Genomic DNA, 20,948 nt, shown 5'->3' on the forward strand with positions numbered 1-20,948 from the left:
TTCGGAATTGGGAGCTGAGATTTCGAATTTTATTTGACGAATAAGGTCAATAGTGGAATGTTTGAATTAAGAATTACTTTAAAAATTCATGGAAATAGTTATTGACGGCGAACGAATAAAAACCATAGATGATTTTCATGTGGAAATTAAAGAAAAGTTAAAATTTCCGGAATACTATGGTGAAAATTTGGACGCTCTTTGGGACTGTCTGACAAGCTGGATAGACCTCCCTGTTATATTAATCTGGAGCTATGCTGATATAAGTAAAGCAAATTTAGGGGATGAATTTGACAGAATTGCGGATGTTCTATTCTCGGTAGAGAGGGAGATCGATGGTTTTAGTATCCAATATGTTTAATGATATTTTCTGTTCCCTCAAATTCTCTCCAAGAGGATCTGTGATTCTCTAAATCACTTTGAAACAATTTCGGGTTTAAATAGTCATAACTACATGAAAAACTTAGTTGTAATTATGATGATCAGCCTTGCATTTGCCGGTGCGGTAAATGCAGCTAATTTAAGCCCTTTAAAAACCACCGCAGGTTATGTTACTTTAAAAGATAGCATCATCCGCAAAAGAATATTCATGGCGGAGTTTCCTGTTCGTAGTGTTTCGAGTGTTGATGTGCGCGAAATTACATTTAAACCAAAGCAAAAAACGGGCAGGCACCAGCATCCTATACCGGTAATGGGCTACATTGCTTCCGGAACGGTATTGTTTGAGGCTGATGGGCAAAGGGCCCGAATTTTACATGCCGGCGATGCATTTTATGAACCGGCTAATACGACAATTGAGCATTTTGATAATCAATCCGATACCGAGCCGCTTAAATTTGTTGCCTATTACCTGCTTAATGGCGAGACGGAGTTGATAAAAATGATGCCGGAAAAAACCGGAAAATAAACGTTTGATGAGAATAATATTACCACCTCAGCCAAGCGAATATCCGCCCTACGCCATCATGTACATGAAATTATTGCCTACAGATGGCTTGATATTAAAGCATCTGCAGGATAATTTTGATATGGTGAAGCGGTTGATCTATTCCTTGCCCGAAGAGGTCTTGTATCATCGCTATGCGCCTGGTAAATGGAGTATAAAAGAAACATTGGTACATATTATTGACGACGAACGCATTTTTGCCTATCGTGCACTGCGCTTCGCCCGTAACGAAAAAAATAACCTCATTGGTTTTGATCAGGATAGCTACGCGATTTATTCGGAAGCCTACAGCCGTTCGCTCGATAATATTTTTGAAGAGTATGAGGCCGTAAGGCGGGCAACCATAACTTTATTTAATGGCCTTCCCGATAATGCTTTCGGCAGGATGGGACATGGCACCGGCACCGCCAATGACGCTACGGTAAGGGCCCTTGCCTATCATATTGCCGGGCACGAGCTGCATCATATTAATATTATTAAAGAAAAATACCTGAGCTAAAATCAACATGTGTTATGCCCTGGGGGGCCCGGATTTGCCGGTCTGCTCCGGATTTCGTATCTTTATATTATAACAGCCCGCTGCTCTTTTTCTAAGAGCAGTGGGCTGTTTAGTTAAGACCAAGACATGATCAAAAATTGTCTGTTTTGCATATAGTTATTTGAAAATTAAATATTTAATACTTTTTAAAGTTTTAAAAGCATAACAAAACAGTGTTCAGATTTGTTAAAAAGTGTTAAAATTGATGGTTTTGAATCAATTTTCAGCCGTTTTTACTCCGTTTTCGATCAGAAAATTGTTAAAATTTAAGGTTTAAAAAGTTTTTGGAAAGGGTATAGGGATTTAGAAAATCTAAATCAAAATAAAATCCTAAATTAGCGCCACAAAAATAAAGATCACTTTGTAGGTGATCAGCAAACGTAATTTTATAAAAATTTAAATCATAGTTGTAGATGATTAGTATTACACTTCCTGATGGATCCGTTCGTCAGTATGACAAGGGGATTACTTCCGCACAGATCGCCCAGTCGATCTCCGAGGGATTAGCACGTAACGTATTAGCCGCCGAAGTTGATGGCCTGGTTTGGGATGCCAGCCGCCCCATTGAACAGGACGCGCACGTTAAATTATTAACCTGGAATGATGCTTCGGGTAAATCAACTTTCTGGCATTCATCGGCCCACTTAATGGCCGAAGCCCTGGAAGCCCTGTATCCGGGTACCAAATTTGGTATCGGTCCGGCTATTGAAACCGGTTTCTATTATGATGTTGACTTTGGTGATCGTGAATTCTCGTCTGATGAGTTTAAACAGATTGAAGATAAGATCATTGAGTTGGCCAAAACCAAAGAAGAATATATCCGCAAACCGGTGAGCAAAGCCGATGCGATTGAATATTTTACCGAAAAAGGCGACGAATACAAGCTTGATCTGATCAAGGATCTGGCCGATGGTTCGATCACTTTTTATACACAAGGTAATTTTACCGACTTATGCCGTGGGCCGCACATCCCTAATACAGGCTTTATTAAGGCTGTTAAACTGATGAGCGTGGCCGGTGCTTACTGGCGCGGTGACGAAACCCGTAAACAGCTTACACGCATTTACGCGGTTACATTTCCCAAAGCCAGCGAGTTAACTGATTACCTGCACATGATCGAAGAAGCTAAAAAGCGCGATCACCGCAAGCTGGGTAAAGAACTGGAATTGTTCACTTTCTCTGAAAAAGTGGGTATGGGTTTGCCATTGTGGTTACCCAAAGGCACTGCATTACGTGAACGACTGACCAGCTTTTTACAAAAAGCGCAGGTTAGGGCAGGGTATGAGCAGGTAATTACACCACACATTGGGCATAAAAACCTGTATGTAACATCAGGTCACTACGAAAAATATGGCGCCGATTCATTTCAGCCGATAAAAACACCGCAGGAGGGAGAGGAGTTCTTTTTAAAACCAATGAACTGCCCGCACCACTGTGAAATATACAAAAGCAAGCCGCGCTCTTACAAAGATTTGCCGGTACGTTTGGCGGAATTTGGTACTGTTTACCGGTACGAGCAAAGCGGCGAGCTGCATGGTTTAACCCGTGTACGTGGCTTTACTCAGGACGATGCGCACTTGTTTTGCCGCCCAGATCAGGTAAAGGATGAGTTTAAAAAAGTGATTGATCTGGTGTTGTATGTATTCAAAGCCCTTGGTTTTGAGAACTATACTGCGCAGGTATCGCTTCGCGATCCTGAAAATAAGGGTAAATACATCGGTACTGACGAAAACTGGGCTTTGGCTGAATCTGCAATTATTGAAGCTGCTGAAGAAAAAGGTTTGATCACCGTTCAGGAATTGGGCGAAGCCGCTTTTTATGGCCCTAAGCTTGATTTTATGGTGAAAGATGCCCTGGGCCGTAAATGGCAACTGGGTACTATACAGGTTGATTATAATCTTCCTGAACGTTTTGAACTGGAATATACTGGCAGTGACAATCAAAAACATCGTCCGGTAATGATCCATAGGGCGCCGTTTGGTTCCCTGGAGCGTTTTATAGCGGTGTTGATTGAGCATTGCGCAGGTAATTTCCCGCTTTGGCTGTCGCCGGAGCAGTTTATTATTTTGCCCATATCAGAAAAATTTGAGGAATATGCAAAAAAACTTTCTGATGTGTTAAAAGATTCCGATATTTGCGGGCTGATTGATTTTAGAGACGAGAAAATAGGGCGTAAGATACGTGATGCTGAAGTCAAAAAGATCCCTTATATGTTGATTGTAGGTGAAAAAGAAGCGGCTGAAGGCTTGGTTTCTGTAAGGAAACATGGTCAGGGCGATTTGGGAAGTATGAGCATAGAAGATTTTAAAGAACAAATAACTAAAGAAATAAAAGTATAACTTGGCATTAAACAAACCTTTCAATAGAGGACCAAGGCTTCCTTTTAAGAAAAAAGAAGCTGAACACAACATTAATCAATTCATCAGGGCTCAGGAAGTTCGTCTGGTAGGCGATAACGTTGAGCAGGGAGTTTACTCTTTAAGAGACGCGCTGGCAATTGCACAGGAGCAAGAGCTCGACCTGGTTGAAATATCTCCAAACGCTGTCCCACCGGTTTGTAAGGTAACGGACTATAATAAGTTCATTTATGAACAAAAGAAGAAGCTAAAAGAGATAAAAAACAATGCCAAGCAAACGGTTATTAAAGAGATCCGTTTCGGACCGAATACCGATGACCATGACTTTGAATTTAAATTGAAGCATGCCATGAAGTTTTTGGAAGCCGGTGAAAAGGTGAGAGCCTACGTACACTTTAAAGGCCGTGCCATTGTGTACAAAGAACAGGGCGAAATCCTGTTACTTCGTTTTGCACAGGCGTTGGAAGATAACGGTAAAGTAGAGCAGTTACCAAAGCTTGAAGGAAAGAGGATGTTTTTAACTCTAGCTCCTAAAGCAGTAAAAAAATAATAATTTTTAAGTACGACGTTGATGTTGTACCATTAAATAAAGGAAAACGTTGAGAAACGTTAATATCTAAAAACAAATAAATAGAGTTATGCCAAAAATGAAAACCAATTCCAGTGCAAAAAAGCGTTTTAAGCTTACTGGAACCGGTAAAATCGCAAGAAAAAACGCATACAAAAGCCACATCTTAACCAAGATGTCGACAAAACGTAAGCGCGCCCTTGGTCACACCAGCTTAGTTTCTGATGCTGACATGGGTAACGTTAAACGTATGCTTTGTATCGGAAAGTAATTCACAAATTTTTTAACCAGGTATTAGAGTTTTAAGTTCTGTTATAAAAACAGGCACTCACTACCAAAATCAAACAAGATGCCACGTTCAGTTAACGCAGTAGCGTCGAGAAGACGCAGGAAAAGGATCATGAACCTCGCCAAAGGTTATTGGGGTTCACGTAGCAAGGTTTACACCATTGCAAAAAACACAGTTGAAAAAGGTTTACAGTACGCTTATCGTGACCGCAAAACCAAAAAAAGAGAGTTCAGAGCTTTGTGGATACAGCGTATTAACGCAGGTGCCCGTCAGCACGGAATTTCTTACTCTCAGTTAATAGGTAAATTAGCAGCAAAAGAAATCGGTTTAAACCGTAAAGTATTGGCTGATTTAGCGATGAATCATCCAGATGCTTTCAAAGCCGTGATTGATGCAGTAAAATAATTAGCGCAAGCTTAATAAAAAAGGCCTTCTGTTAATTCAGAAGGCCTTTTTGTTTTAGTATGAAGTTACTTTATAGGTGAGTAGTTAAATTGGAATTGGGCTAAATTGGGCAGATGTTTTTTAGGCCTTTTCAATTCATATTGATAAATAACACGCCCCAGATTTTTTAGGAATGGAAGGCAAATCGTGGCGTATTCATATTTATTATCGTTATAAACCCCATCCTCATTTGATTGCACTACCGCAGTTAGTAAGAACTCAACATGATTTTTAAAATCGACAATGTAGGCGTTGTCAATATCATATCCATAACTGTCGCCTACTTTGTTAAATATCCTGATATTGGGTTCAATTACCGCCGAACTATCTCCACCGTAATATAAAAATTTGCAGTATGCCGGGAAATAGTCTGGTCGGTTATAGGTTGGTTTTATGTTTTCTGTAGGAAATGTACTCATATATCGGTATATGAAAGCATAATCGGCAGATGTGAGGTTGTAGCGCTGATTCGTCGGAAATGATTGCGGAAAAAGGAGTCTCTTTAATACCAGCTGCTGATCGGCAATAGAATACACATTTTTTTCACTCAAATTAAAGGATTTATTCACGAGGCGGTCGCTGCTGTCCAGATAGGCTTTCCCCATAATCATATTATCCGGGCGCATCGGATAGTTTAAGCTATCATATAATGCCTTTTTGCGGTATACCACTTGGTTTCCATCGTAAAAAGTAATGGGGTTGGTATGTCTTGTGTTTTCTCCGGCATCGCCTACGGCCAGCCGACCCACAATACGGGTATGATATAACTGGTATTTTTTTAGTTTGCGATTGATCTCTTCACGGCCAACAAATTCATACAAGCGATTGAAAGCGTCGTTATCACTTACCAATAAGATTTTTTTAATATAATTCTCTATACTGGGTAGCCCATTTGCCGATGAGGTATCTGTTTTTACCCTAGTCTGTTTGGCAAAGGCGCTGTCGGTGATCATAGTTGATCTTGTGGTTAAGCCTTTAACATGTAATTCGTGAAGTTTTTCCAGCGCGAAAATGGCTGTTGGTAGTTTAACTGTACTGGCAGGATAGAAATAATGTTTAGCGTTAAGTCGATAACTGTATGACTTAAAATGCGGTGTGTTGTTTTTATCTCGGTCGATTTGCGTATACAATATTTGTACCTCATTTTGGGTAGGATGGCTCAATATCTTACTAAATAGCTCCGGATGACTTTGTAAAAGCTCTTTCAGGAAAACAGTATCAGGTTGCTGAGCAAAGCTGGATATGGCGATTACCAGCAACAGAAATGTAATGTACGGTTTCATTATCATAAATATACAGATTGTTACTTTGCGATTGCTCATACTTAGCTTACTTTTGTTGCGCTTTAGGTTTCATACGGTTTATTACTGTAAATGAATTAAAAGGGAATACGGTGAATAATCCGTAACTGTCCCGCAGCTGTAAGCTCTTTAACCATTGCCCACTCTTATGGCCACTGTTCTGAAAAGAATGGGAAGGCCGGGCAATTTGGGGAGCAAGTCAGAACACCTGCCCAAGCACTTATAGTATTCATAGCTTTCGGGGATTGAAGCTTGAATGTGAATGCCCTTCATTGAGTGTATTTTCATTTGCCCTGATCATATATTGGATATAGTATAAGTTGATAACAAGCATTATTTAATTATAACAGGTTATATGGACAAACTTTACTTTAAAGGTATTTTAGGAATTGGATTATTGCAGGCTACATTGCTGGTAACCACAGCACAAGCGCAGGATACTACGCGATTGCTTAATGATGTAGTGGTTACCGCTACCCGCTCACCAAAAAAACTATCTGATATAGGCAGGGTAGTTACCGTGATCCCGGCCGAGCAGATTAATCGCTCACAGGGGAAAACCTTACCCCAATTACTAAATACCGTTCCGGGACTTACATTTTCGGGCGCCCAGAATGCGCCGGGTATCGCTACATCCATTTATCTGTATGGAGCATCTACAGGAAACACGTTGATATTGATTGATGGTTTCCCAGTGAACAATGCAGCAGCCATAGACGGCAGTTATGACCTGAACGCTTTTTCATTGGATCTGATAGATCATATCGAGATTTTAAAAGGAAGCGGATCAACTTTGTATGGTTCAGACGCTGTGGCCGGTGTTATCAATATCATTACCAAAAAAGGAAACGGGCAAGGACTTAAAAGTAGCCTGCAGCTAATGGGTGGTAGTTATAATACCTTCAAAGAGTCGGCTTCATTAAATGGAACGGTAAACAAAACGGGAGTTGCTGTAAATATTTCCAATTCCGATTCAAGAGGTTTTGCGGCAGCAACAGATACAACGGGTAAAGGCAATTTTAAAAAAGATGGCTTTCATCAGCGTTCGGCGAGTGTAAATATCAATCAGGCAGTTTCCAGGAATTTCAGCCTGAATGGAAACCTGCAAACAAGCTATACATCAGGTAATTTACCCTACGGAGCATTTACCGACGATCAAAATTATACTTACAACAATACGTTTTTGTTTGGAGGTTTAGGGGCTAAATTAATATTGCCAAAAGGGTCGCTGCGTTTCAATATATCGCAAAATACAGTTTGGAATAATTTTAAAAACTTTCCTACCGACAACGATTCTACCCACCAGATAACTAAAAATATTGGGCGTATTACCAATGCCGAAGTTGTGTTGAATCAAGAATTAGGTAAATATTTTGACATAACCAGTGGGGTAAGTTTTAAATATAGCAACACTACCCAATATAGCTTATATGAATCAACAGGTTATCATCCCGGAGCCAGTACTATCGCCGATAATTTGGCTCATAATAATATATTCAGCGCTTATACTTCTTTGTTTTTTAAAGCTGATATTTTTCACATGGAACTGGGTGGGCGATACAATCACCATAGCACGTATGGCGATAATTTTACCTATACCATTAACCCGTCTTTGTTCCTGGCCGATCAATTTAAAATTTTCGGATCAATAGCATCAGCCTATAAATCGCCATCATTGTATCAGTTATATTCCCAATATGGTAATATAAAACTAAAGCCCGAAACTACTACCTCCTATGAAGCTGGTTTTGATTGGGAAATTGTTAAAAACGCACTGACATTCAATACCCATTTCTATAAACGGAATGCTAAGGATGTGATCTATTTCTTTACTCAGTCTGTTTCGCCCTTTGCATCTTTTTATCAAAACGGTCAGTTTCAAAAGGATAAAGGTTTTGAGAGCGAGTTGAATTATCACGCTGATAAATTAACGGCTGCAGCCTATTATACTTATGTAACCGGTAAATTGACCGATGAAAAGGGTGTACAAACGGCCAATCTTTACCGCAGGCCAAAAAGCACATTAGGCATTAATTTTAACTACCAGGTTATTGAAGATTTTTCATTTGGCGTGAATTATAAATACACCGGCAACCGTACCGATCAAAACTTTGCAACCTATCCGTCTACAGTAGTTACCCTAAAACATTATCACCTGGCCGATCTGCACCTGGAGCTGAAGGCAACCAAAAACCTGCGCATATTTGGCGATCTGAATAATCTACTGGATCAAAAATATACCGACTGGTTGGGTTACAATACCATGGGTATCAACTTCATGCTTGGGGCCAAATACCAGTTTAATTAGCAGCTTTTTATTTAGTACATTTATAAGTAATTTTACCTCATAAATTTGAATCATGAACTCAAAAGATAATACAACCCGCAATATCGTATTGATACTGATGATCGTGGTAGCGGCCGCGTTCAGGTTGCTGGCATTTAAGTATAAGGAGCTAAGTAATTTTAATCCGGTAGGAGCCATAGCTATATTTGGCGGTGTGTATTTTGCCGATAAATGGAAAAGCTACGTTACGGTAATGCTGGCCCTTTTCGGAACGGATATTATCCTGAATTACTTGTACTTCCATAAATTAACTTTATGGTATAGCGGTGCCGAATGGACGTATCTGGCCTTTATTTTAATGATCCTGGTGGGTAGCCTGATTAAAAAAGTAACTGTACTGAATGTAGTTTTAGCTTCCGTTGCTTCCGTATTGATCCATTGGTTGCTCACCGATCTACCGGGAACTTTATATCCCCACACCTTAGCCGGTTATGGCACATCGTTGGTTAACGCCATCCCATTCGAAAAGAATATGGTATTTGGCAATTTAGTATTTGGCTTTATTTTATTTGGCGGTTTTGAACTGGCTAAAACCAAATACACTTTTTTACGCACTAAAAAGCAACTGGCACTTTAAGCTAACTCAATAATATAGAAAAGCGATTTGCCACCAGGGCAGGTCGCTTTTTTTATGGATATATAATTTTTAGATACCTATGAAAAAACTGGTAGTGCTAACAGGCGCAGGTATAAGCGCCGAGAGCGGTTTAAAGACTTTCAGAGACAGCGACGGCCTGTGGGAAGGTTACAATATAGAAGACGTGGCAACACCGCAGGCATGGCAGCGAAACCCGGCTCTGGTACAGCAATTTTATAACGAGCGCCGCAAATCGGTATTAGAAGCGCAACCCAATGCTGCTCATTATGCTCTCGCCCAACTGGAAGAAAAATATCGGGTAACCATCATTACCCAAAACATCGATGACCTGCACGAAAGGGCTGGTTCCACCAATGTAATGCACCTGCATGGTATTATAACCCGATCGCAATCAAGTATCGATCCTGAGCTTACTTATCCCATTGATGGCTGGGAGATTGGGATGGATGAAGTGTGTGAATTAGGCTCGCCCCTGAGGGCCCATGTAGTTTGGTTTGGCGAGGACGTACCCATGATAGGTCCTGCAGCGCGTATTTGTGCCGATGCGGACATTTTTATGTTGGTAGGCTCTTCTCTGGCAGTATACCCGGCAGCCGGCCTGATCAGCTATGTACGACCAGAGATCCCAAGATATATTATCGACCCAAAGATACCGGATGTAAGTGTGAGGGGCCAATTGATAAAAATACAGGAGAGGGCTACTGTTGGCGTACCAGCATTGGTAGATCAGCTTCTGAAAGATCAATAATTTAAGGGGTTAAGTAGTCATCTAAAAAGTGGGTTTACATGGTTTACACTTTTTATGGTTTACATTACTATAATTATCTGAAAATCAAATATTTAAATATAGCTTACCCTCAAAAAGTGGGTTTACATGTAAACCCACTTTTTGAGGGTAAGAGACTTCAAGATCAAGGGGTGATGTTATTAAATTAAAGAATTTTGCAAACCCCATGGGGTTAAAGCTTTGTAGTAAAAAAGTCGATTTTCATTCAGTGCCGTGGGTACTGCACTCAGGTTGCATACCTATGGTATGCTAAAATACTATTCTTTGTTTGCTACAAAGCTTTTACTCCTACGGAGTAGTAAACCTTTAATGACATTGCTCGTGTGAACTGTAAAACTTCAGAAATAATAATTTAAATCTGCCCGGCATTTTTTAAAATCACTAATTCGCTAAATCACTAATTAAAAAATAATGAAAAAGTGCATATTCAATTGGAGCGGGGGTAAGGACAGCGCCATAGCCTTATATTATTGTCTTCAGAACCCTGATCTGGAGATCAAATACCTGGTTACCACTATTAATGACGCGGCCGACAGGATATCCATGCATGGTGTGCGTACGGAACTGCTGATTAAACAGGCTGAGAGTATCGGCATCCCGCTATACCAGATCCGCCTGCCCGAGATGCCCGGTATGCAGGAATATGACGAGGTGATGCACCGCCACCTCAAGTATTTTAAGAGCGAGGGTATTACCCATGCCATTTTTGGTGATATATTTTTAGAGGACCTGAAAGCTTACCGCGATGCCCGCCTGAGCGAGGTAGGTTTGCGAGGCATATATCCCTTGTGGAAACGTGATACCGGCGAATTGATTAGTGAGTTTTTAAGCCTTGGCTTTGGTACCGTGATAGCCTGTACCCAGGAACGTTTGGAGCGCATAGTAGGGAAGGAGATCAGCCCGGAACTGATTAATGCCCTGCCCGATGATGTAGATGTTTGCGGCGAGAATGGTGAGTTCCACACCTTCACTTTTAAAGGCCCGATTTTTAAAAATATGATACCTTACAAAACAGGAGTGAAGATTTTTAAAGAATATAAAGCGCCCCAAAATGCCGATGACTCCTGCGTTTCGGTAACTGATCAAAAACGCTCAGGATTTTGGTATTGCGACCTTGTTTTGGCATAACCTCCCATTTATTTGGCAAAAATAGCCGCAGAATTAAATTTTCTATATATGTATAACTATTTATATTGCAATTAATTAAATAATAAATACAAAGTAATGGTGTAAATTAATAGCAATAAGGAATTATTTTTGGCTTTAAATTAGCCTTTATTGCAGAATAAAATTCTGTTTGTAATGCTATTTAAAATTAAATAACTGTATTATAGATAGTTATGGTTAATAATTGTACCGATAATATGACTCTTTGAAGTCTTTTCGCATTTCGGTGAAGCGGGCGCCCACCGTTTTCAAAAACTCTTCATCCAGTAATTCAAAAACACTGTTTACGCCATCAGTCAGGTCCATCTCGGGTATCTTGTAACTTTGTTCCAGGGCGCCCTGTTCTATCTTCACAATAAACTTTTGGTTCATGTTCAGGATGGATATTTTAAAATCCGGGTGCGGTAGTTCGGCTATAATTCTCATAGATTAATTATTGAATTAGTGATTTATTGAATTAGTGAGTTGTTTATGGAGTAAAGATTTTTGGAGTAAGGCGTAAGGATTTTTGAATAATAACTTTTGTCTTTAATCTTTAAATTCTCGTTCTAAAAATCCTTGCTCTCAAAATTCCTGTTCTTTGCTCCAATGATCCTTGCTCCAGTATCTTCCAGAGGATCTTTTCCGTGGAGTGATCCAAAGCTTTCCAGTATTTCAAACCGGGCGAAAAGTTCTTCGCTGTACCAGTTTTCGCTGCGGGTGAGTTTGATTACCTCTGCGTGCTCGCGGCTTTTGTAGGCGAAATTTTTCACAGCATCCAGGCTTTGCCAAACCGAAAAGGTGGCTTGGCGGTAAACCGGCGCTTCGCCAATGCCAAAAGAGGTAATGTAACCCGGTGCTTTGGCCATCAGGTTGGCTACCTCGTCTACATGCGACCAAAAGTTCTTCAACCGGCTTATTCTGATCGTAGCACGGGTAAGTACTGCGATAGGGCCGGTATACTCTTTTATTTCCGGGTTGCCAAAGGGTGTTTTGCCATCCCATTTGCCATGGCTTTGCAGAGGTTCACATAGTACCGTCCAGCCTTCATGGCCAAATATTTTCCACCAGCCCGAAACAACAGAGCTGGCCTGAAATCGATCGAAATCTTCCCGGCTGTCCCAGCAGGCCAGCAGGCCCCATTGCTGCCAGTCGGGCTGCAAATCAAATGTGCCATTATGACCCGAGCCCAGCAGTTTATAAAAACTACAGCCTTTTTGCAGCCACATGGGCAGGCGATGTATGGCCATGGCCAGCAATGCAAAAGGGATAAAAAGTTTCCGGTATCGGACAATGGTAAGGCTAACGATCATGTTTTGCTAAATAAAACATTAATTGTAAAACCCCCGCCAAAAAACTTTTTAAACCTCAAATTTTAACAATTTTCTGATCAAAAACAGGGTGAAAAGAACAAGTGATCATCCTTTTTATTAACGCTTTAAAGTTATTTTGACGTTTTTAACAAATTTTTGATGGTTTTAAAAACTTTAAAAAGATTTATTGGATTGGTATTCAAGTTCGCCTCCCGTGCAAAGATGGGGTAAAAAACATGTCATTGCTGAGCGAAGCGTGGACAACCGACCAGCGGGAGCTCATTAATGCCGTAAAAAACAGTTAACAACATTAATAATCTCGTAGCTATTCTCGTCGATGAGAACGCGAGGGGATTGCTTCGTTGTTCCTCCTCCCAATGACATATAGGAAATATGCAGCGATGTCAAGGCGGGTCAATATCACGCGGCAAATACCTTTATCCCGTCAACAGCCTAAATATGATATGCTGTTGATGTACTTTCTGCGGTACATTGTTATTTTTGTATCATGGCAGAGGATTTAAACATAACCACATCAACCGATAAAACTGAGCAATATACTACGCTTATTCCGCAGATTGAGGCCCTGCTTTATGGCGAGCCCGATCTTGTTGCTAATCTGGCTAATGTGGCCGCGGCTTTAAAGGAGCAATTCAAATGGTTTTGGGTAGGGTTTTACCTGGTAAAAAATGGCGAACTGGTGTTAGGTCCGTTCCAGGGCCCCGTAGCCTGTACCCGTATTGGTTTAGGTAAAGGTGTTTGTGGCGCGGCATGGCAGCAGGCCAAAACGCTGGTAGTGCCCGATGTGGAAGCCTTCCCTGGTCACATCGCCTGTAGTTCGCTTTCGCGATCAGAAATTGTAGTGCCTGTATTTCATAATGGAGAAGTGATTGCCGTTTTGGATGTGGACAGCGAATTGCTGGATCAGTTTGATGAAACCGATGCGCTGTACCTGGAGCAAATTGTAAAGCTGCTGAACTTTGCATGAGCAGGATCTATCTGATAGCTGGCTTGGGTGCCGATACCCGGATTTATAACAATATCGACCTTCATGATCATGAAGTGATCCCTGTTGACTGGATTGAACCCCATCAATCAGATACTTTAAATACTTATGCGCAAAAACTTATCCATCAATATCATATATTACCAAATTCTATTCTAATAGGCAATTCCTTGGGAGGAATGATAGCCGTGGAAATGGCAAAACAGATTCCGGTGAAAAAGGTTATCCTGATATCAAGTATCAAGGTAAATAGTGAAGCGCCCGGGTACTTTAGTGTCTTTCGCGCGTTGCCCATTTATAAGCTTATTCCCGGGAAATTGTTCACCGCAATGGGCTTTATGATCAAGCCTTTATTTGGGCATATGAGTGCAGAAGATGCCTGGTTGTTTAACGATATGCTGGAAAATTCATCACCGACTTTTGTGAAGTGGGCCATGGGGGCAGTTCTACACTGGAAAAACGATATTATCCCGCCAAATCTCTTTCATATCACCGGTGATAAGGATCTGGTGTTCTCTTTTAAGCGTATCATTGGTGCCACCATTGTTAAAGGTGGTACTCATATTATGATATTTGATAAGGCAAAAGAGATCAATAAATTATTAAAAAACATCCTCAAAAAATGAAGTTGCCCCAAGAGTTTTACCTGGGCACCGATGTGGTGGCTATCAGTAAAAGTTTATTAGGTAAGTATTTATTTACCTGTATTGATGGTGTAACTACGGGTGGTTATATTGTTGAAACAGAAGCCTATAATGGCATCGTAGATAAAGCCGCGCACTCCTATGGCGGCCGACTTACGCCACGTACCCAAACCATGTTTATGCAGGGTGGTATAGCCTACGTGTATCTATGCTACGGCATTCACGAAATGTTTAATATCGTAACTTCTACAGAAGGGCATCCCCAGGCTATCCTGATCAGGGCCGTGCACCCAACCGATGGTATCGAGGCCATGCAGGCGCGGCGTAATATGCCGGTACTTAAATCAACCATCACTGCCGGACCGGGTTCTGTCGCTAAAGCTTTAGGTATTTCCCGGAATATTAATGCTATTAGTTTGCAGAGCGACACGCTCTGGTTGGAAGATCGTGGGTTGAATTTTACCGATGACCAGATAACGGTAGGACCGCGGATAGGGGTTGCCTATGCAGCCGAAGATGCGCTGTTGCCGTATCGCTTTTACGTGAAAGGTGATGTTTATGTAAGTAAACCGAATAAGTGAGTTGTGAGTAGGTAGTAGTAATAGGGGACTTAGTAAGGTTTTTTATTTGAAGTGAAAACTCACCATTCGCTGCTCCCCACTCACTAATTAATTATCTTTGGCTCGATGAATTATCAAAATAGTTTAGCGTTTGCTTTGGAGCAGGACGCGCTTGATCCGTTAAGAAATTTCAGGAGTCGTTTTCTGATTCCCCAACATCGGGGTGCCGACGCTGTTTATTTATGCGGCAATTCTTTAGGTCTGCAACCGGCCTCGGCAGGGAAATATATAGCCGATCAGCTCAGTACCTGGCAGAACCTCGCGGTAGAGGGTTGGTTCCAGGGCGATGATCCCTGGCTTGCTTATCATCAACAGCTTACGCCATCGATAGCCCGCATTGTAGGTGCACAGGAAAATGAAGTTACGGTGATGAATTCACTTACAGTGAATCTTCACTTATTAATGGTAAGTTTCTATAAGCCAAATAGTAATCGATTTAAAATTATCATGGAAGGGGGGGCTTTTCCGTCTGATCAGTACGCTATGGAAAGCCAGGTTCGGTTTCATGGTTGCGATCCAAAGGAGGCTATCGTGGAGATCTTTCCGCGTGAAGGCGAGCTTACTTTACGCACCGAAGATATCCTCCAAACTATCTATGAACATGCCGATGAGCTGGCCCTCGTGATGTTTGCCGGCATCAATTATTATACCGGTCAACTGTTCGATATGAAAGCCATTGCCGCTGCGGCTCACAAAGCCGGCGCCTACGCGGGTTTCGACCTGGCTCATGCTGCTGGTAACGTTTCGCTGAGATTGCACGATTGGGGTGCTGATTTTGCCTGCTGGTGCTCGTATAAGTACATGAACTCAGGTCCGGGTGGAATCAGTGGTGTTTTTGTGCATGAAAAGCATTTCGACAATCCAGAATTAGACCGCTTTGCGGGCTGGTGGGGTTACCGGTCAGATAAGCGCTTTTTGATGGCGCCCGGCTTTGATGCGGCTAAAGGCGCCGATGGCTGGCAGGTGAGCACCAGTCCGATATTACTCCTGACTTTATTTAAGGCTTCTATGGCTATTTTTGATGAAGCGGGTGGTATTGGTGTCCTGCACGAGAAAAGCGTGGCTTTAACGGGTTATATGGAGTTTTTGATCAATGAGTTGAATACGGCGCAGGGCGAGGAGGTGTTTAAGATCATTACACCAGCAGATCCGCAGAAGCGGGGTTGTCAGTTATCGGTAGTTTGTAAGCGGAATGCCAAAGCTATTTTCCAATCCCTGGCCGATAACGGCGTAATAGGCGATTGGCGCGAACCCGATGTGATCAGGCTGAGCCCGGTACCGCTTTACAATACATTCCAGGATGTGTATAAAGCCGTGCAACAAATGGCTGCGGCGATAAAGCAGTAATACCGAAGCAGGAAAGCTTTTGAATTTTGAATTTTTACTTTTGACTTAACAAAACATGGTTTACTATAATCCTAAAGAGTGGTTTTCTTTTATTTTCAAGGTTAATAAGGCCGATACGATGCGGGAGCTGTTTCCGCTGATGATTGCGGTTGGTGCGTACGCTGGTGTGGTGACTTATTTTTTGATCGATTTTTGGCAATTGCCCGATAGTAGCTTGCTCCGCAAGGTAGGTTACATTCATCAAACCATTGGTTTTGTATTTTCATTATTGCTGGCATTTCGTATCAATTCGGCATATGACCGTTGGTGGGAAGGACGTAAGATTTGGGGGAGTTTGACCAATAACAGCCGTAACCTGGCCATCAAGCTAAGGCACCTGGTTGGTGACAATGACGCTGCGTTTTTCAACTACACGATATCGCTTTATGCACGCTCGCTCCGGGATCATTTGCGCGACAAATATGTACCAGAAGAATCTGAATTCATTACCATCGATCCGCAGAAACATGTGCCCAATCAGGTGGCCTCGGCTATTATCGAAAACGTGTACAAGCTCAATAAAAGTGGCGTAATTAATCCGGAGCAATTGTTTAGTATTACGGCAGAAATAACTTCATTTACAGATATTTGTGGTGGGTGCGAGCGGATCAAAAAAACACCTATTCCTTTTTCTTATAATGTGTTTATCAAGAAGTTTATTTTTACTTACATCATGACACTGCCCTTTACCTGGGCCTTTGATCTGAAGTATTTTATTATCCCGATCATTGCGTTTGTATTGTTTGTTTTTGCCAGTATCGAGCTGTTGGCCGAGGAGATAGAAGACCCCTTTGGTTACGATGCGAACGACCTGCCGCTGGATAATATCTGCGAGAATATTCAGAAACATGTGGGGGAGATATTGGGTTAGGTTTTTAGATGTGCAGATGTGCGAATTTCAGATGTGCAGATGAAAAACAGCCCCACGTCATTGTCACGCTGTGCAGCAATGACGTGATGGGTAGAAAAGAAATTATATGTTCAAGATAGCCTACGATCCCATATACGCGCACCCGCTGCCCGAGGGGCACCGCTTCCCGATGCTGAAATATGAGCTGATCCCGGCGCAGTTGCTGCATGAGGGTGTGATCGGCCGAGATAACTTGTTTTCGCCGGATGTGTTATCGGAGGATATTATCCTGCAAACACACGATGAAAATTACTGGCATCAACTGCGCGACTTGACGCTGCCCGAAAAAGAGCAGCGCCGCATTGGTTTTCCTCTATCAGCTCGGTTGGTGGAGCGCGAGATCAGGATAGCTAAGGGAACTATCGATGGCTGTAGGTTTGCTTTTGATGATCGTATCGCTTTTAATGTAGCCGGGGGTACGCACCATGCGGGTAGTAACTGGGGCGAAGGTTTTTGCTTGTTAAACGATCAGGCTATAGCGGCTAACTGGTTATTAAATAATAATTTATCTCAATCTATCTTAATTATTGATTTAGATGTTCACCAGGGTAATGGTACCGCCCAGATATTTGAAAACGAGCCCCGGGTATTCACTTTCTCGATGCACGGTGCAAATAATTTTCCTTATCGTAAGGAGACATCCGACTTAGATATTCCACTGGCTGATGGAGTTGAAGACAATGAATATTTAAGTATACTGTATGGTGCCCTTCCTGGTCTGATCCAACAACAAAAGCCCGATTTTATATTTTACCTTTCGGGTGTTGACATCCTGGCGACCGACAAATTGGGTAAACTGGCCCTGAGTAAAGAAGCCTGCAAAGCCCGCGATCAGTTTGTGTTTGAACAGTGTATCGCCCATAATCTGCCGGTACAGGTTAGTATGGGTGGCGGTTATTCACCCCAGATCAAAGATATTGTAGAGTCGCATTGCAATACTTTTAAGGTAGCGGCTGATCTGTATTTTTGATAATGGTTAATTTTTAAAAAATGCTTGTCATGCTGAACGCAATGAAGCATCTATTATGAAACTTTTCAATCGCAGAGTAGATCCTTCGTTCCTCAGGATGACAATAAGGTTTTCTTTTAATCCTTCGCCAGTATCGGCACAGTGTCTTGTCGGTGCCTTTTACTTATAATATTAAACCGGATAAATAACAACACCGAAGCTGTTGCCAGCCCTAAAGTTAAACCATACCAAACTCCGTTTACGCCCAGGTTAAGCTTGATCCCTAATAGATAACCCACGGGTAAGCCCACTACCCAGTACGCCAAAAAGGTAAAAATGGTGGGGATATTTACATCACCCATACCGCGCAGGATGCCAAGGCCAACCACCTGCGCGCCATCAAATAACTGGAAAAAGGCCGCTATGATAAGTAACTGTGCTGCAATGTCAATAACAGTTTGATCGGAAGTTATTATCCAGGGTAGTAAATGCCTGCCGAAAGTAAATATGAGCGCGGTGACCGACATAAATGCCAGCACAATATGATAATTGGAAATAGCCGACATTCGCAGATTTTGATGATGGCCCGCACCAAAATAATTGCCCGATTTAATGGCCGCCCCTGCAGATATACCGCTGGCCATCATATAGGTCATGGATGCCAGGCTGATGGCTACCTGGTGCGCGGCCTGCTGATCGAGCCCGATAACACCTACTAAAATGGCGGCCCCACCAAATGCGCTTACCTCAAATGTGTACTGCAAAGCCACCGGCGCGCCTATCTTCATAATCTGTATGCCCCGCAGGCGATCGATGTTCTTAATTGCAAAGCTTTTCAGATATTGCTTAAATATGGGCGATCTGAAAACGTATGTAGCCATTACTATGGCCATCACACAACGATCTATCAGGGTGCTGTAGCCAACACCTTTAATGCCCATAGGATGTACACCAAACAGGCCTTTTACAAAGATGATTCCCAAACAGATGTTCAGTACGTTACCCCAGATGGAAATAAGCATGGCTTGTTTGGTAAATCCAAGTCCTTCGGCAAACTGTTTAAAAGTATTGAATATCAACAGCGGTATCAATGATAAACTAAGCAGCAGCAGGTAAGGCTTGGCTTCGGTTACCACCTCTGGCGATTGATCCAAATGACCAATCAGCAGCATAGTGCCAAAGTAAATGCCGGCAAACAACAAGATGCCACTCAGTATGTTTAAAAACAAACTATTGGAAAGCAGCAGGCCGCATTCTTTAACGTTTCCGCGACCGTTATTTTGCGCTATGAGCGGTGTTAAGCCATACGAAATACCCATGCCAATAACCAACGGTGTCATAAAAAGGCTGTTCACCAGGGATACGGCGGCCAGTGATACCGTACCCGCAAAGTGCCCTACAATGATAGAATCGGACATTTGAACCAGCGTATGGCCCAGCTGTGATATCACTACGGGGATAGCCAGTTTAAGGCTTTCGCCATAATAAGGTTTGTATTTCAGGAAAACTTTTTTCATTTATTTAGGTACAGGAGAGCAGAAAGCTAAAGGCAGAGAGCCCAAAGCTGCATTGCTGGTTATTAACAAAATTACTATAAATTTTTTGGCTACCGCGTCAGCCCGGGGCAATAGTTTTGGTATCGATACAGCTTTCAGCCTTCGGCTTTGCGCTATAGGCTTATCAGCTTACCGTATAAAACTCTTCTTTTTCGGTGGTATTGATGCGGATAAGTCCTGATAATATCAGGTCAACCAGGATGCGTTGTGCCCGTCGCCGGCCTATTTTTAACAGTTCGGCGCACTCTTTAATCGTAATGCGGGTGTTCAGCTCCAGGTATTGCAATAGTGATTTTTCATTTTCAGAGTATTCGATCAATACACCCTCGTCACTTGATGAGCGTTTAAGCACCTCCAGAACAATTTTGCTGGCCAGTACGCTTTTGTCTTTTACCCTCACATAGGCCCACCATTTGCCGTCTTCGGCCAGGGCGTAGTGCGGTTTCAGGTCGCTTGCGGGTATATCTACCACCAGCACCAGTTTATCATCCACATAAACCTCATCAAATATGGGTTCCAAAGCCGGTCTGGCAAACATATGCGCAGCTTTGGTGATCATATAGCGCTCCTCATCTTCAGATTTTACACCTTTAATGGTACCATCATCGGCAACACCAATCAATAGTTTGCCGCCCTTGTTATTGGCAAAGGATACCATGGTGCGGGCAATCTTTTCGCAGCTTGTAATTGTTTTTTTAAAGTCGAGTGATACACCTTCGCCCTCAAATATCAATTTTTTGATATGGTTCATGTTTGCGCTTTATCCTATCCGTTAAACTGGTTACTGAGGCTTAATATAAGGGGTATGTATTTCCATCCATCTTTCGGGGTGAACTATCTGGGTAAATCCAAACTGGTTATAAAGGCCCTGTGCATCTAAAGTAGCTAATGACCATCTTCTTAATCCCTGCAGATCGGGATGTTTAACGATAGTTTGTACCAGCCATTTAGACAGGCCTTTCTGGCGGAAATCGGGCAAAACAAAAACATCACACAAATAGCCAAAGGTGGCATTATCGGTAACAACCCTTGCAAAACCGGCCTGAACACCTTGCTGATAAATGCCAAAGCACATGGAATTGGCAATGCCTTTTTCCAGCACTTCACGCCGGATGCCCTGTGCCCAGTAGGAGTCGTCGTTCAGGTAATTGTATATCAGATCAACGTTGAGTAAGCTTTTATCGGTAGATATCAGGAAGCCTTTTTTGATAAAGACTTCATCGTTCATATATGTAGCCATTAAGAT

The 20,948-nt window shown here is 42.1% G+C and carries 23 protein-coding genes and 1 riboswitch; of the genes, 17 read left to right on the top strand and 6 right to left on the bottom strand.

Translation table 11 applies throughout. From position 1 onward, the window contains the following. The first annotated feature begins 88 nt into the window (after positions 1–88). From ACTJKG_RS12150 to rplT, 7 genes are all read left to right on the top strand, one after another. Positions 89–358, top strand: a complete 270-nt coding sequence (locus tag ACTJKG_RS12150) for a barstar family protein (RefSeq protein WP_440739356.1) — start codon at positions 89–91, stop codon at positions 356–358. 93 nt (positions 359–451) lie between these two features. After that, positions 452–904: a cupin domain-containing protein gene (locus ACTJKG_RS12155; RefSeq protein WP_440739357.1), complete on the top strand. Its 453-nt coding sequence runs from the start codon at positions 452–454 to the stop codon at positions 902–904. Between the two features lie 7 nt (positions 905–911). Continuing rightward, positions 912–1,442: a DinB family protein gene (locus tag ACTJKG_RS12160; protein WP_440739358.1), complete on the top strand. Its 531-nt coding sequence runs from the start codon at positions 912–914 to the stop codon at positions 1,440–1,442. Between the two features lie 452 nt (positions 1,443–1,894). Then, the gene (thrS, locus tag ACTJKG_RS12165; RefSeq protein WP_440739359.1) at positions 1,895–3,820 is read left to right on the top strand and encodes a threonine--tRNA ligase; all 1,926 of its coding nucleotides are present in this window, start codon (positions 1,895–1,897) and stop codon (positions 3,818–3,820) included. A gap of 1 nt (position 3,821) precedes the next feature. Further along, on the top strand, positions 3,822–4,388 hold the full coding sequence (infC, locus tag ACTJKG_RS12170) for a translation initiation factor IF-3 (RefSeq protein WP_090470682.1): 567 nt from the start codon (positions 3,822–3,824) through the stop codon (positions 4,386–4,388). Positions 4,389–4,476: 88 nt separating this feature from the next. Next, on the top strand, positions 4,477–4,677 hold the full coding sequence (gene rpmI / locus ACTJKG_RS12175) for a 50S ribosomal protein L35 (protein ID WP_022829872.1): 201 nt from the start codon (positions 4,477–4,479) through the stop codon (positions 4,675–4,677). A 78-nt stretch (positions 4,678–4,755) separates the two neighbouring features. Next, complete coding sequence (gene rplT / locus ACTJKG_RS12180; protein ID WP_078346323.1) at positions 4,756–5,100, top strand: 50S ribosomal protein L20; 345 nt, start codon at positions 4,756–4,758, stop codon at positions 5,098–5,100. 65 nt (positions 5,101–5,165) lie between these two features. Here rplT and ACTJKG_RS12185 read toward each other — a convergent pair whose 3' ends face one another. Next, positions 5,166–6,422, bottom strand: coding sequence for a serine hydrolase (locus ACTJKG_RS12185; RefSeq protein WP_440739360.1), 1,257 nt, complete (start codon positions 6,420–6,422; stop codon positions 5,166–5,168). A 47-nt stretch (positions 6,423–6,469) separates the two neighbouring features. Beyond that, positions 6,470–6,670, top strand: a riboswitch (cobalamin riboswitch). Between the two features lie 125 nt (positions 6,671–6,795). Here ACTJKG_RS12185 and ACTJKG_RS12190 point away from each other — a divergent pair. The 4 genes from ACTJKG_RS12190 (at position 6,796) to ACTJKG_RS12205 (ending at position 11,300) form a co-directional block, all read left to right on the top strand. Continuing rightward, positions 6,796–8,748 carry a TonB-dependent receptor plug domain-containing protein gene (locus ACTJKG_RS12190; protein WP_440739361.1) on the top strand — a complete coding sequence of 651 codons (1,953 nt, stop codon included), beginning with the start codon at positions 6,796–6,798 and terminating at the stop codon, positions 8,746–8,748. A gap of 52 nt (positions 8,749–8,800) precedes the next feature. After that, complete coding sequence (locus ACTJKG_RS12195) at positions 8,801–9,364, top strand: DUF6580 family putative transport protein (RefSeq protein WP_172333350.1); 564 nt, start codon at positions 8,801–8,803, stop codon at positions 9,362–9,364. A 79-nt stretch (positions 9,365–9,443) separates the two neighbouring features. Then, a complete protein-coding gene (locus tag ACTJKG_RS12200; RefSeq protein ID WP_440739362.1) occupies positions 9,444–10,133 on the top strand; it encodes an SIR2 family NAD-dependent protein deacylase in 690 nt (229 codons plus the stop codon). A 450-nt stretch (positions 10,134–10,583) separates the two neighbouring features. Further along, positions 10,584–11,300 (top strand): diphthine--ammonia ligase, encoded by a 717-nt coding sequence (locus ACTJKG_RS12205; RefSeq protein ID WP_440739363.1) that lies wholly within the window; start codon positions 10,584–10,586, stop codon positions 11,298–11,300. Between the two features lie 216 nt (positions 11,301–11,516). Here the strand turns inward: ACTJKG_RS12205 and ACTJKG_RS12210 are convergent, their stop codons facing one another. After that, complete coding sequence (locus ACTJKG_RS12210; protein ID WP_172333353.1) at positions 11,517–11,765, bottom strand: hypothetical protein; 249 nt, start codon at positions 11,763–11,765, stop codon at positions 11,517–11,519. A gap of 122 nt (positions 11,766–11,887) precedes the next feature. Further along, positions 11,888–12,631 carry a DUF3291 domain-containing protein gene (locus tag ACTJKG_RS12215; protein ID WP_172333354.1) on the bottom strand — a complete coding sequence of 248 codons (744 nt, stop codon included), beginning with the start codon at positions 12,629–12,631 and terminating at the stop codon, positions 11,888–11,890. Between the two features lie 508 nt (positions 12,632–13,139). Here ACTJKG_RS12215 and ACTJKG_RS12220 point away from each other — a divergent pair. The 6 genes from ACTJKG_RS12220 to ACTJKG_RS12245 all read left to right on the top strand — a co-directional run bounded on the left by ACTJKG_RS12220 (position 13,140) and on the right by ACTJKG_RS12245 (position 18,167). Continuing rightward, positions 13,140–13,619 carry a GAF domain-containing protein gene (locus tag ACTJKG_RS12220; protein WP_172333355.1) on the top strand — a complete coding sequence of 160 codons (480 nt, stop codon included), beginning with the start codon at positions 13,140–13,142 and terminating at the stop codon, positions 13,617–13,619. Continuing rightward, positions 13,616–14,263 carry an alpha/beta hydrolase gene (locus tag ACTJKG_RS12225; protein ID WP_440739364.1) on the top strand — a complete coding sequence of 216 codons (648 nt, stop codon included), beginning with the start codon at positions 13,616–13,618 and terminating at the stop codon, positions 14,261–14,263. The genes ACTJKG_RS12220 and ACTJKG_RS12225 overlap by 4 nt, the downstream gene beginning before the upstream one ends. After that, positions 14,260–14,862, top strand: a complete 603-nt coding sequence (locus tag ACTJKG_RS12230) for a DNA-3-methyladenine glycosylase (RefSeq protein WP_440739365.1) — start codon at positions 14,260–14,262, stop codon at positions 14,860–14,862. The genes ACTJKG_RS12225 and ACTJKG_RS12230 overlap by 4 nt, the downstream gene beginning before the upstream one ends. Positions 14,863–14,967: 105 nt before the next feature. After that, positions 14,968–16,248, top strand: coding sequence for a kynureninase (kynU, locus tag ACTJKG_RS12235; protein WP_440739366.1), 1,281 nt, complete (start codon positions 14,968–14,970; stop codon positions 16,246–16,248). 55 nt (positions 16,249–16,303) lie between these two features. Beyond that, entirely contained in the window at positions 16,304–17,158 is an 855-nt protein-coding gene (locus ACTJKG_RS12240) for a bestrophin family protein (RefSeq protein WP_440739367.1), read from the top strand. Positions 17,159–17,264: 106 nt separating this feature from the next. Then, positions 17,265–18,167: a histone deacetylase family protein gene (locus tag ACTJKG_RS12245; RefSeq protein WP_440739368.1), complete on the top strand. Its 903-nt coding sequence runs from the start codon at positions 17,265–17,267 to the stop codon at positions 18,165–18,167. A 116-nt stretch (positions 18,168–18,283) separates the two neighbouring features. Here the strand turns inward: ACTJKG_RS12245 and ACTJKG_RS12250 are convergent, their stop codons facing one another. The 3 genes from ACTJKG_RS12250 to ACTJKG_RS12260 all read right to left on the bottom strand — a co-directional run bounded on the left by ACTJKG_RS12250 (position 18,284) and on the right by ACTJKG_RS12260 (position 20,930). Continuing rightward, entirely contained in the window at positions 18,284–19,663 is a 1,380-nt protein-coding gene (locus ACTJKG_RS12250) for an MATE family efflux transporter (RefSeq protein ID WP_440739369.1), read from the bottom strand. Positions 19,664–19,826: 163 nt separating this feature from the next. Then, positions 19,827–20,453 (bottom strand): RNA-binding domain-containing protein, encoded by a 627-nt coding sequence (locus tag ACTJKG_RS12255; protein WP_440739370.1) that lies wholly within the window; start codon positions 20,451–20,453, stop codon positions 19,827–19,829. A 30-nt stretch (positions 20,454–20,483) separates the two neighbouring features. Then, entirely contained in the window at positions 20,484–20,930 is a 447-nt protein-coding gene (locus ACTJKG_RS12260; RefSeq protein WP_172333363.1) for a GNAT family N-acetyltransferase, read from the bottom strand. Positions 20,931–20,948: the final 18 nt, after the last annotated feature.

Source organism: Mucilaginibacter sp. 22184 (genome assembly GCF_052045695.1).
Classification (GTDB): domain Bacteria; phylum Bacteroidota; class Bacteroidia; order Sphingobacteriales; family Sphingobacteriaceae; genus Mucilaginibacter.